Source organism: Amycolatopsis sp. FU40, from assembly GCF_021903635.1.
Classification (GTDB): domain Bacteria; phylum Actinomycetota; class Actinomycetes; order Mycobacteriales; family Pseudonocardiaceae; genus Amycolatopsis; species Amycolatopsis dendrobii.
This window is the reverse complement of the sequence record NZ_CP091381.1, coordinates 9,535,631-9,546,905: the sequence shown is the minus strand read 5'-3', so window position 1 is coordinate 9,546,905 and position 11,275 is coordinate 9,535,631. Positions and strand designations below refer to the sequence as shown.

Genomic DNA, 11,275 nt, shown 5'->3' with positions numbered 1-11,275 from the left:
GGGCCTTTCAGGCTCGGGAGTAGAAGGGCAGGGCGACGACCTCGACCGGCTCGACGCGGCCCCGGATGTCGACGGACAGCGCGGTGCCGGGCTCGGCGTGCTCCCGGTCTACATACGCCATGGCGATCGGGTAGCCCAGCGTCGGCGACAGCGCGCCGCTGGTGATCTCCCCGATAGTGGCATCCCCGGACAGCACGGCGTACCCGTGCCGCGGGGCGCGGCGGCCGGTGCCGCGCAGGCCGACCCGCACGCGCGGGACGTCGGCCTTCTTCAGCTCCTCCAAGGCCGCGCGGCCCACGAAGTCGCCCGGCTTCTCGAACTTCACGACCCGGCCGAGTCCGGCGGCGAACGGGTTCAGCTCGCGGCTGAGTTCATTGCCGTACAACGGCATTCCGGCTTCCAGCCGCAACGTGTCGCGGCAGGCGAGCCCGCACGGGACCAGACCGTGCTCCTGACCGGCCTCGGTCAGCAGCTGCCACAACGCCGGCGCCTGCGCTGCGGGCACGAACAGCTCGAAGCCGTCCTCGCCGGTGTAACCCGTGCGGGCCAGCAGCACGTCGATGCCCTTCACGACGGCGGGCACGCTCGCGTAGTACTTCAGCGAGGCGAGGTCGGCGTCGGTCACCGCGGCGAGCACGTCGACCGCCTTCAGGCCCTGCACCGCGATCAGCGCGGTGTCCGCGGACCGGTTTTCCACCACCGCGTCGAATCCGGCGACCCGCTCGGCCAGCGCGTCCGCGACCACGGTCGCGTTGCCCGCGTTGGCCACGACGAGGTACTCCTCGTCGGCGAGCCGGTAGACGACCAGGTCGTCCAGTACGCCGCCGTCGGCGTCGCAGATCATCGTGTAGCGGGCGCGGCCCGGCTTCACTCCGGTCAGGTTGCCGACCAGCGCGTAGTCGAGCACGTCGGCCGCCTGCGCGCCGCGGACGTGGATCTCGGCCATGTGCGACAGGTCGAACAGCCCGGCCGCCTCGCGCACGGCCTTGTGCTCGGCCAGTTCGCTGGCATAGCGCACCGGCATCGACCAGCCGGCGAAATCGGTGAACAGCGCACCGAGATCCTGGTGGACCTGGTGCAGGGGGGTTTCCGTCACAGGAAGCCTTTCGTTGTCGCGAGCGGAGGACACGCTCACGCGTCGTACGCGTCGAGGGGCGGGCAGGAGCAGACGAGGTTGCGGTCGCCGCGCGCGCCGTCGATCCGCCGCACCGGCGGCCAGTACTTCGTCTTGCGCGCCACGCCGACCGGGTACACCGCCAGCTCGCGGTCGTAGTCCGCGGTCCACTCGCCGACGATCGACGACGCGGTGTGCGGCGCTCCGCGCAGCGGGCTCGTCTCGGCGGTCCAGCGACCGGCCGCGACCTCGTCGATCTCGTGCCGGATGGCGATCATCGCCTCGCAGAACCGGTCGATCTCGGCCAGGTCCTCGCTCTCGGTCGGCTCGACCATGAGCGTGCCCGCGACCGGGAACGACATGGTCGGCGCGTGGAAGCCGTAGTCGATGAGCCGCTTCGCGACGTCGTCCACGGTCACGCCGGTTTCCTTGGTGATGCCGCGCAGGTCGAGGATGCACTCGTGCGCGACCAGGCCGTCCTGCCCGGTGTAGAGCACCGGGTAGTGCGGCGCGAGGCGGGCGGCGATGTAGTTGGCCGCGAGCACCGCGACCTTGGTGGCCTCGGTGAGCCCGGGCGCGCCCATCATCCGCACGTACGCCCAGGAAATCGGCAGGATCGACGCCGAACCGTAGGGCGCGCCGCTGATCGGGCCGACACCGGTTTCCGGTCCGGCCTGCGCGAGCAGCGGGTGGTTCGGCAGGTACGGCGCGAGGTGCTCGCGCGCCGCGACCGGGCCGACGCCGGGACCGCCGCCGCCGTGCGGGATGCAGAACGTCTTGTGCAGGTTCAGGTGCGAGACGTCGCCGCCGAACTCGCCCGGCTTCGCAAGGCCCAGCAGGGCGTTGAGGTTCGCGCCGTCGACGTACACCTGTCCGCCGCCGTCGTGCACGATCTTGGCGAGCCGCTCGATGCCGTGCTCGTAGACGCCGTGCGTGGACGGGTAGGTGACCATGATCGCGGCGAGATCGGAGCTGTGCTGGTCCACTTTGGACTGCAGGTCTTCGAGGTCGACGTTGCCCTCGTCGGTGCACTTGACCACGACCACGCGCATCCCGGCGAGCACCGCGGACGCGGCGTTGGTGCCGTGCGCGGACGACGGGATCAGGCAGACGTCGCGCTCGGGCTGGCCGTTCGCCTGGTGGTAGGCGCGGATCGCCAGCAGCCCGGCGAGTTCGCCCTGGCTGCCCGCGTTCGGCTGCAGCGAGACCTGGTCGTAGCCGGTGACCTCGGCGAGCCAGCCGGAAAGCTGGCGGACCAGCTCGTGGTAGCCCTCGGCGTCCTCGGCGGGCGCGAACGGGTGGATGCCCGCGAACTCGCGCCAGCTGATCGGCTCCATTTCGGTGGTGGCGTTGAGCTTCATCGTGCACGAGCCGAGCGGGATCATCCCGCGGTCGAGCGCGAAGTCCTGGTCGGCGAGGCGACGCAGGTAGCGCAGCATCGACGTCTCGGACCGGTGCGTGCTGAACACCTCGTGCGTCAGGTAACCGCTCTCGCGGGCGAGACCGTTCGGGAGCGCCTGTGCGGCTTCCCACGCACTGTCGATACCGAAGGCGCGAAGCACCTTCGCGAGCGTGTCGGGACGCGTGACCTCGTCGCAGGCGATACGGACGTGGTCGGCGTCGACGTGACCGAGGTTGATCCCCGCCTCGCGCGCAGCCGCGTGCACCTCCGCAGCACGGCCAGGCACCTTCGCGACCACAGTGTCAAAGAAGGCCTCGTGCGCGACTTCGACGCCACCGTCGCGCAGCGCGTTCGCGAGACCGGCGGCGAGCTCGTGAACCCGCGTCGCGATCGCCTTCAGCCCCTCGGGACCGTGGTAGACCGCGTACATCGCGGCGAGCACCGCAGGCAGCACCTGCGCGGTGCAGATGTTGGAGGTCGCCTTCTCGCGACGGATGTGCTGCTCGCGCGTCTGCAGCGCGAGGCGGTACGCGGTGTTCCCGTCCGCGTCCACGGACACGCCCACCAGACGGCCAGGCAGCGACCGCTCCAGGCCTGCGCGCACCGCCATGTACCCGGCGTGCGGACCGCCGTAGCCCAGCGGCACGCCGAAGCGCTGCGTGGAACCGACGGCGACATCCGCGCCGAACTCGCCGGGCGCGGCGATCAAGGTGAGCGCGAGCAGGTCGGCAGCGACCGTGTACAGCGCGCCCGCGGCCTTCGCCGCTTCGGAAACCGCGTGGTAGAAACCGCGGCCACGAAGCACGCCGGACGCGCCGGGGTACTGCACGATGACGCCGAAGAACTCCTCGGGCAGCCCAGTGAGCAGGTCGCGCACTTGCACGTCGATGCCCAGGCCGGCGGCGCGCGTCCGCACGACCTCGATGGTCTGTGGAAGGACTTCGGAGTCGAGAACGACCACATTGGACTTCGACTTCGACGCCCGGCGCATCAGCGTCATCGCCTCGGCGGCCGCGGTGGACTCGTCGAGCATCGAGGCGTTGGCGATCGCCAGCCCGGTCAGGTCGGACACCGCGGTCTGGAAGTTCAGCAGCGCTTCGAGCCGGCCCTGCGAGATCTCCGGCTGATACGGCGTGTACGCGGTGTACCAGGCCGGGTTCTCCAGCACGTTGCGGCGGATCACGCCCGGCGTGACGGTGTCGGAGTAGCCGAGGCCGATCATCTGCGTCATCGGCCGGTTGCGCGCGGCGAGCGCACGCAGCTCGGCGGTGGCCTCTTCCTCGGAGGCGGGCGCGGGAAGCGCCAGGTCACCGGCCGTGCGGATGGCGGACGGCACCGCCGCTTCCACGAGGGCGTCCAGGCTTCCGTAACCGCATTCGGCGAGCATCTTCGCCCGCTCGGCCTCGCCGGGACCGATATGGCGGGTGTCGAAGGGGGTGGAGGTGATGGGAGCTCCTCGGGACGGGCACCGGGCGCGGCGGTGCACTGGGAACTCCCCCTCTGTCATGGGCACCTGAGAGTTTCACCGCGCGCTCGGCACGGCTTTCACCTTGGGTGAGGCGCGGGTGCGCCTGCTTTCCAGAGTGGCCTCGCCAAAAGCGGTAGCGGTTACCTGAGAGATTCCGGGGAGTTTGCTCCTTCGGTGTCCCACTGATCGCATGGGACTCTCCCGCTCCGGCTCGAACGGCCCTGTGTTCAGTTGTGGGTGCTGCCGGTGGAACGCACCCTACCTGGTGGTTCAGTCGCCAGTCTACCGCTCCCGGCCTACGCCACACCCACTGCCAACGGTCCGTGAAGGGCTCCTTGAGGGAATCAGATCCCCTCAAGGAGCCCTTCACGGACAGTCACAGCGGCGTTACGTAGGCGCCGGAGATGCCGCCGTCGACGAGGAACTGCGCGGCGGTGATGAAGCTGGCGTCGTCGCTCGCCAGGAAGGCCACGGCAGCGGCGATTTCCTCCGGCTCGGCGAAGCGGCCGACCGGAACATGCACCAGCCGCCGGGCCGCGCGCTCCGGGTCTTTGGCGAACAGTTCCTTCAGCAGCGGCGTGTTGACCGGCCCCGGGCACAGCGCGTTGACCCGAATGTTCTCGCGCGCGAACTGCACGCCCAGCTCGCGCGTCATGGCGAGCACGCCGCCTTTCGAGGCGGTGTAAGAAATCTGCGACGTCGCGGCTCCCATCACGGCCACGAACGACGCGGTGTTCACGATCGAACCGCGGCCCTGGCGCTGCATGTGCGGCAGGACGGCCTTGCAGCACAGGTACACCGAGGTCAGGTTGACCCGCTGCACCTTCTCCCACGCTTCGATGCCGGTGGTGAGGATCGAATCGTCCTCGGGCGGCGAGATGCCCGCGTTGTTGAACGCGACGTCGACCGCGCCGAACTCGTCGACCGTCGTCTGGAAGAGGGCCTCGACCTGGTCCGCGTCAGTCACGTCGACCTGGACGAAGGCCCCGCCCACCGCGTCGGCGGCCGCCTTGCCCTGCTCCGGCGTGACGTCGCCGATCACGACCTTCGCGCCCTCGCTCGCCAGCCGCTTGGCGGTGGCGAGGCCGATGCCGCTCGCGCCGCCGGTGATCACCGCGACGCGGCCGTCAAAACGCTGCACCATTTATTCCTCCGTGCTCAGGAAAACGTTCTTCGTCTCGGCGAAGGCGGCCGCGGCGTCCGGGCCCAGTTCGCGGCCGAGACCGGACTGCTTGAAGCCGCCGAAGGGCGTCCAGTACCGGACCGAGGAGTGCGAATTCACCGACAGGTTCCCGGATTCGACGCCGCGCGCGACCCGGAAAGCGCGGCCGACGTCGCGAGTCCAGATCGAACCGGACAGGCCGTATTCGGTGTCGTTCGCCATCCGCACCGCCTCGGCCTCGTCGCGGAACCGGACCACCGCGACGACCGGGCCGAAGATCTCGTCGCGGGCCAGCGGATCGGCCAATCCCGGCGGGAGCACGACGGTCGGCGCGAACCAGTAGCCCGGGCCGGACGGAGCGCTGCCGCGGAAGGCGACCGGCGTCCGCTCGGTGACGTAGGAGGAGACTTTGGCGTGGTGGTCCGCGGAAATCAGCGGGCCCATCTCGGTCGCCTCGTCGCCCGGATCGCCGACGACCACCCCCTGGACCGCTGGTTCCAGCAGCTCGAGGAACCGGTCGTAAGCGGTGTCCTGCACCAGGATCAGCGACCGCGCGCAGCAGTCCTGCCCGGCGTTGTCGAACACCCCGTACGGCGCGGTCGCGGCGGCCTTCTCCAGGTCCGCGTCGGCGAACACGATGTTGGCGTTCTTGCCGCCCAGCTCCAGCGTCACCCGTTTCACCTGCGCCGCACAGCCCGCCATGACCTGCTTGCCGACCTCGGTGGAGCCGGTGAACACGACCTTGCGCACCGCGGGATGCGTGACGAACCGTTGTCCGACAACCGATCCCTTGCCTGGCAGAACCTGGAAGACGTCCTCGGGGATTCCCGCCTCGCGGGCGAGTTCGGCCAGCCGCAGCGCGGTGAGCGGGGTCAGCTCGGCCGGTTTGAGCACGACGGTGTTGCCCGCCGCGAGCGCCGGCGCGAAGCCCCAGCCCGCGATCGGCATCGGGAAATTCCACGGCACGATCACGCCGACCACGCCCAGCGGCTCGTGGAAGGTCACGTTGACGCCGCCGTCGACCGGGATCTGCTTGCCCAGCAACCGTTCCGGCGCTCCGGAAGAGTACTCCAGCAGGTCGCGCACGTTGCCCGCTTCCCAGCGGGCGTTGCCGATGGTGTGCCCGGAGTTCTCGACCTCCAGCCGGGCGAGGTGCTCGACGTCGGCGTCGACCGCGTCCGCGAACCGGCGCAGCAGCCTCGCCCGATCGCCAGGGGCGACCGCCCGCCAGGCCGGGAACGCGGCGTGCGCGCGGGCGATCGCGGCGTCGGTCTCCGCCTCGGTGGTCAGCTCGACCTCGCGCACCACTTCCGCGGTCGCCGGGTTGCGCACCTCGAACGTCGTCATTTCCCCTCCTGCGCGGCGTTCACCAGCGCGGCGAACAGCCGGACGTCGTCGCCGTCCTGCTCCGGATGCCACTGCACGCCGAGCACGAACTCCCCCGGCATCTCGGCGGCCTCGACCGTGCCGTCCGCCGCGTGGCCGGACGGGACCAGTCCGGAGCCGAGCCGGTCGATCGCCTGATGGTGGTAGCACTGGACTTTCGTTTCCCGGCCCAGAATCGCGGCCGCCCGCGTGCCGTCGACCAGGGTGACCGTGCTGGTGCCGAACGTCGCCGGAGCAGGCTGATGCGTTGCGTCGCCCAGGGTTTCCGGCAGATGCTGCGAAAGCGTGCCGCCGAGCGCGACGCTAATGACTTGCAGTCCGCGGCACACGCCGAGCACCGGCTTCCCGGCCGCGCGCGCCGCCGCGAACAGGCCGAACTCGAACGCGTCGCGCTCCGGGCGGACGTACGTCGCCGGGTGCGGCTCCTGGTCGTAACGGCTGGGGTCGACGTCCGCACCACCGGTGAGGACGAGACCGTCGATGCGTCCCACGAGCACGTCGTACTTCGTGCTTACTGGCGGCAGCAGCACCGGAATCCCGCCCGCCTTGACCACACAGTCCGCGTACACCCGGTGCAGCAGCGTCGCTTCGGTGTCCCAGGCCATGAACTTCGCGTGTTCCGAATAGGTGCTGAGCCCGATGACCGGCGGGTCAGAGTCGTTCGAAACCACGGATACGCTCCCAATCGGTCACAGCTCGCTCGTACGCTTCGCGCTCGATCCGCGCGGCGTTGAGGTAATGGTCGACTACATCGGCGCCGAAGGCATCTCGCGCGATACGGCTGCCTTCGAGGACTTCGGCCGCTTCAGCAAGTGTGACCGGCACAGTGGGCTTGTCGGACGCGTACGCGTTGCCGACGAACTCAGGCTCCAACGGCAGTTCGTTCTCGATGCCGTGCAGCCCCGCAGCGACCATGGCGGCGACAGCAAGGTACGGGTTGACGTCTCCACCGGGTACGCGGTTCTCGACGCGCAGGCCATCACCGTGCCCGACAACGCGCAACGCGCACGTACGGTTGTCCGTGCCCCACGCGATCGCTGTCGGCGCGAAGCTGCCAGGGACGTAACGCTTGTAGGAGTTGATGTTCGGGGCGAAGAAGTACGTCAGCTCGCGCAACGCCTCCAGCTGTCCGGCGAGGAAGTGCTGCATCAGCTTCGAGAAGCCGTGATCGCCGTCGCCGGGAAGCACCGCTTCGCCGGACTTGCTGCGAAGGCTCAGATGGATGTGGCAGGAGTTGCCTTCGCGTTCGTTGTACTTCGCCATGAACGTGAGGCTCTTGCCCTCTTGCGCGGCGATCTCCTTCGCACCGTTCTTGTAGATGCCGTGGTTGTCGCAGGTCGCGAGCGCTTCGGCGTAACGGAAGGCGATCTCGTGCTGCCCCGGGTTGCACTCGCCCTTCGCCGACTCCGGGTACAGGCCCGCGCCCGCCATCCCGTTGCGGATCCGGCGCAGCAGCGGCTCGATGCGCGCGGTGCCGAGCATGGAGTAGTCGACGTTGTACTGATTGGACGGCTTGAGGTCGTGGTAGCGCTTGTCCCACGCGGACTCGTAGGAGTCGTCGAACACGATGAACTCGAGTTCGGTGCCCACGTACGCCTTGAGGTCGTGCTCGGCGAGCCGGTCGAGCTGACGGCGCAGCACCTGGCGCGGCGAAACGGAAACCGGGCCGCCCTGCACGCGCTCGACGTCCGCGAGCACCAGCGCGGTGCCCTCCTGCCACGGGATCTCCCGCAGCGTCGCGAAGTCCGGCCGGAGCACGAAATCGCCGTAGCCGCTCTGCCAGGACGAGATGTCGTAGCCGTCGACGGTGTTCATGTCGACGTCCACCGCGAGCAGGTAGTTGCACGCCTCGGTCGCGTGGCCGACGACCTCTTCGAGGAAGTACTCCGCCGAACAGCGCTTGCCCTGGAGCCGCCCCTGCATGTCGGTGAGCGCGACGAGCACCGTGTCGATCGTGCCCGCCGTCACCCGTTCGCGGAGTTCTTCGAGCGTGAGCATTCCTCGCCTGGCCGCCATCGCATCGCCCCAAAGGTTCGGATCAGGTCCTTTGCGGCTTCTTCCTACCGGGCCGCCGAGTCTCGGTCAATCCACTGAAAGGTATTTTGTTAGACCTTTAAACGCGCGCTTCGCCGGCCTCACCCGCACGGTGCCTGCTATGTCCGGGTTGCCCGGCTGAGAAGATACTGTGAATCGGGTGCGTCCGGGACCAAATCCGCCGCCTCGCGCGTTGGACCGGGCAAGAGAGGTGAGAGGGATGACTGAAGCATTCACGCAGACCACGTTCAGCCAGCAGCAGGCGCGGCCGCAGCTCCCGACGCTGCCCACCGGGTGGCCGATCGGGTCGTACGAGTCCTACGAACAGGCCCAGCAGGCCGTCGACCACCTCGCGCACGCTGATTTCCCGGTCACCGACGTCACGATCGTCGGGGTCCAGCCGATGCTGGTGGAGCGCATCGCGGGCAAGATGAGCTGGAGCCGGATGCTCAGCAGCGCGGCCATGTCCGGCGCGGTGTTCGGCCTGTTCCTGGGCCTGGTGCTGAGCATGCTCAACCCGGCCGCCGGGCTGCTGTCGATCGTGCTGGGCCTCGCCGCGGGTGTCGTGTTCAACGTGGCCTTCGGCGCACTGGGCTACGCGGCGAACCGCAACAAGCGCGGGTTCATCTCGCAGAGCCAGCTGGTCGCGCAGCGCTACGACGTGCTGTCGCAGCCGCGCAACGCCGAGAAGGGCCGCCAGTTGCTGGCGGATCTGGCCGCGCGGTCGGCGTTCAACCACTGAGTTCCGGCGACTCGCCTCCCGGGCGCCCGGGCCGTTCGCGGCCTGGGCGCCCGGTTTCGTGTTCGGCGGCTTCGCCGGGAGACACCGCCGGGACCTCGCCACCAAGCGCGGCGCAGGCTCGGCGAGACCGGGCTGAGCGAAACCCGGCTCCGGCACCGGTTCGCGGTGGCTGGGTCTCATGAGTGGCTGTGCCGGTTCTCAGCGGCACAGCCACTCATGACCCCGCACGCCTACCTCGTCGGCTGAGCGGGCTTCGTCGGCGGAGCTGGGGTACCGGACGTCGCCGGAGCCTTCGGGATCACCGCCGCGAACGGCACCCCGGCGTCTTCCCGGCAGTAACCGCGATAACCGTTGTAGCCGTTGACGTTCCCGTGGTCGTCCTGCACTCCTTCGACGACCTTCGGGCGCGGGAACTGGTTGTCCTGTCCCGTCATCTGGCTCGTTCCGGTGTCCTTCTCGCAGCCGTAGCGCGTGATCGTGAGCGGACGGCCGCGGTCGTCGTAGAGGTAGACGTTCTCCAGCGGTTTGCCGTTCGCGTCGAAAACGTACAGATTGGTCAGTTCGTGCTGGCCGTAGCGCAGCGACTCGTTGCCGTGGGAGTCCTGGTACATCGACGAGGCGTACGACGGCGTGGAATTCGACGAGTACGAACGGTCGCGGACAAGTTTGACCGCCGCGCCGAGGCCGCCGAACGCGCTGCCCACCACGAACGCCGACACCGGCACCGCGATCCACAGCATCCGCCCGTCGGCCTTGATCCGCGGGCCCGCCCACATCACCAGGCCCGCGGCGACCAGCAGCACCGGCAGCAGCAGGACCGCGTGCAGGTCGCGGATCATCATCAGCAGCCCGAACGCCAGCAGCGCGAACGCGCACACCAGCCACCACGCCGGCTTCAGCGAGTTCAGGTAGGCGAACGCGCGTTCGGCCGACCGGTCCTCCCGCATCGACTGCACCATCGCCCGTGCGCGGACGACCTCCGGCAACTCCCGCAACGCGCCGGTCCCGCGCAGCAGCAGGAACGCCACGCTCACCGCGAACACCGGGGCGAGCACGAGCATCCCGACCAGTACCTCGACGTCGAAGCGCACCGCGGCGGAGAACGCGACCAGCGCCGTCCCCGCCGCACAGAACAGCAAGCCCCACAAGGCAAACCGCGGCCCGGCCCGGCCCGGCTTCGCCGTCGGGAGCGCCTCGGTCGCCGCTTCCGGAACCGCCGGAGCGGGCGGGTATCCGCCGGACGCCCGCAGTTCGGCCGCATAGCTCTCCGGGGTGCCGAGCCGCGCGACGAGGTCCTCGACCCGCGCCGCCGCCCCGAGTTCCGTCTCCATCTCGGCCAGCTGCGGCCGGACGTCCTCGAGCAGTTCCTCGATCTCGTTCGCGGGCAGATCCGCGAGCGCGGTGCGCACCCTCGCCAGGTACGCCCGCGCGGCCGTCGGCTTGTCCGTGCTCATGCTGCCTCTCCCCGATTCGTGCCGCGTTCCGCCTGTCCGCGCGGTCAGGCCCGCTCTTTCACCAAACTGTCCATAGTGGACGCGAAACTGTGCCACGTGCGCACCGATTCGGCGAGCCGTGCCCGGCCCCGCTCGTTCAAGCTGTAGTACTTGCGGTGCGGGCCTTCTTCGCTCGGAACCACGTAGGACGTCAGCAACCCCGCCTTGTACAGCCGCCGCAGCGTGCCGTACACCGATGCGTCCCCGACCTCGTCCAGGCCGGCGACGCGAAGTCTTCGCAGCACGTCGTAGCCGTAGCCGTCGTCGTCCCGCAGCACCGCGAGGACCGCCAGGTCCAGCACTCCCTTGAGCAGCTGACTGATCTCCACGGCGTTCCTTCCCCGGTCTTGCGCGAGAGACGGTACCACGCATAGCGCAGTAGTGTGCACGGCGAGCGGCCGAAGGGCGGTACCGCTGCCCGTTCTTCCGGTGCAGAGAGAGACCAACGGTGAGGTATACAACGTAGACATCGAG

9 protein-coding genes and 1 riboswitch are annotated in these 11,275 nt (G+C 69.4%); of the genes, 1 reads left to right on the top strand and 8 read right to left on the bottom strand.

Features of this window, described 5'->3' with window-relative positions; all coding sequences use genetic code 11:
* Positions 1 to 7 precede the first annotated feature (7 nt).
* The 6 genes from gcvT to L3Q65_RS45175 form a co-directional block, all read right to left on the bottom strand.
* Complete coding sequence (gcvT, locus tag L3Q65_RS45200) at positions 8 to 1,096, bottom strand: glycine cleavage system aminomethyltransferase GcvT (protein ID WP_237598383.1); 1,089 nt, start codon at positions 1,094 to 1,096, stop codon at positions 8 to 10.
* 35 nt (positions 1,097 to 1,131) lie between these two features.
* Positions 1,132 to 3,963, bottom strand: coding sequence for an aminomethyl-transferring glycine dehydrogenase (gcvP, locus tag L3Q65_RS45195; RefSeq protein WP_182892576.1), 2,832 nt, complete (start codon positions 3,961 to 3,963; stop codon positions 1,132 to 1,134).
* A 43-nt stretch (positions 3,964 to 4,006) separates the two neighbouring features.
* A riboswitch (glycine riboswitch) is annotated at positions 4,007 to 4,108 on the bottom strand.
* A gap of 252 nt (positions 4,109 to 4,360) precedes the next feature.
* Complete coding sequence (locus L3Q65_RS45190) at positions 4,361 to 5,128, bottom strand: 3-oxoacyl-ACP reductase (RefSeq protein ID WP_182892139.1); 768 nt, start codon at positions 5,126 to 5,128, stop codon at positions 4,361 to 4,363.
* Positions 5,129 to 6,493: an aldehyde dehydrogenase gene (locus L3Q65_RS45185; protein ID WP_237598382.1), complete on the bottom strand. Its 1,365-nt coding sequence runs from the start codon at positions 6,491 to 6,493 to the stop codon at positions 5,129 to 5,131.
* Positions 6,490 to 7,203 carry a gamma-glutamyl-gamma-aminobutyrate hydrolase family protein gene (locus L3Q65_RS45180; RefSeq protein WP_237598381.1) on the bottom strand — a complete coding sequence of 238 codons (714 nt, stop codon included), beginning with the start codon at positions 7,201 to 7,203 and terminating at the stop codon, positions 6,490 to 6,492. The genes L3Q65_RS45185 and L3Q65_RS45180 overlap by 4 nt, the downstream gene beginning before the upstream one ends.
* Entirely contained in the window at positions 7,184 to 8,548 is a 1,365-nt protein-coding gene (locus tag L3Q65_RS45175) for a glutamine synthetase family protein (RefSeq protein WP_237598380.1), read from the bottom strand. Before L3Q65_RS45175 ends, L3Q65_RS45180 begins: the two co-directional genes overlap by 20 nt.
* 238 nt (positions 8,549 to 8,786) lie before the next feature.
* Between L3Q65_RS45175 and L3Q65_RS45170 the strand changes: the two genes are divergently transcribed.
* On the top strand, positions 8,787 to 9,308 hold the full coding sequence (locus tag L3Q65_RS45170) for a general stress protein (protein ID WP_009074217.1): 522 nt from the start codon (positions 8,787 to 8,789) through the stop codon (positions 9,306 to 9,308).
* Between the two features lie 230 nt (positions 9,309 to 9,538).
* Here the strand turns inward: L3Q65_RS45170 and L3Q65_RS45165 are convergent, their stop codons facing one another.
* Both L3Q65_RS45165 and L3Q65_RS45160 read right to left on the bottom strand, forming a co-directional pair.
* Complete coding sequence (locus L3Q65_RS45165) at positions 9,539 to 10,762, bottom strand: DUF1700 domain-containing protein (RefSeq protein WP_237598379.1); 1,224 nt, start codon at positions 10,760 to 10,762, stop codon at positions 9,539 to 9,541.
* Between the two features lie 44 nt (positions 10,763 to 10,806).
* Positions 10,807 to 11,130 carry a PadR family transcriptional regulator gene (locus L3Q65_RS45160; protein ID WP_182892144.1) on the bottom strand — a complete coding sequence of 108 codons (324 nt, stop codon included), beginning with the start codon at positions 11,128 to 11,130 and terminating at the stop codon, positions 10,807 to 10,809.
* Between the last annotated feature and the right edge of the window lie 145 nt (positions 11,131 to 11,275).

What these genes read in the sequence shown, in the direction of transcription:
- L3Q65_RS45185 (WP_237598382.1), bottom strand. Translation starts at nt 6,493, where the DNA reads ATGACGACGTTCGAGGTGCGCAACCCGGCGACCGCGGAAGTGGTGCGC.
- L3Q65_RS45175 (WP_237598380.1), bottom strand. Translation starts at nt 8,548, where the DNA reads ATGGCGGCCAGGCGAGGAATGCTCACGCTCGAAGAACTCCGCGAACGG.
- L3Q65_RS45165 (WP_237598379.1), bottom strand. Translation starts at nt 10,762, where the DNA reads ATGAGCACGGACAAGCCGACGGCCGCGCGGGCGTACCTGGCGAGGGTG.
- L3Q65_RS45190 (WP_182892139.1), bottom strand. Translation starts at nt 5,128, where the DNA reads ATGGTGCAGCGTTTTGACGGCCGCGTCGCGGTGATCACCGGCGGCGCG.
- L3Q65_RS45170 (WP_009074217.1), top strand. Translation starts at nt 8,787, where the DNA reads ATGACTGAAGCATTCACGCAGACCACGTTCAGCCAGCAGCAGGCGCGG.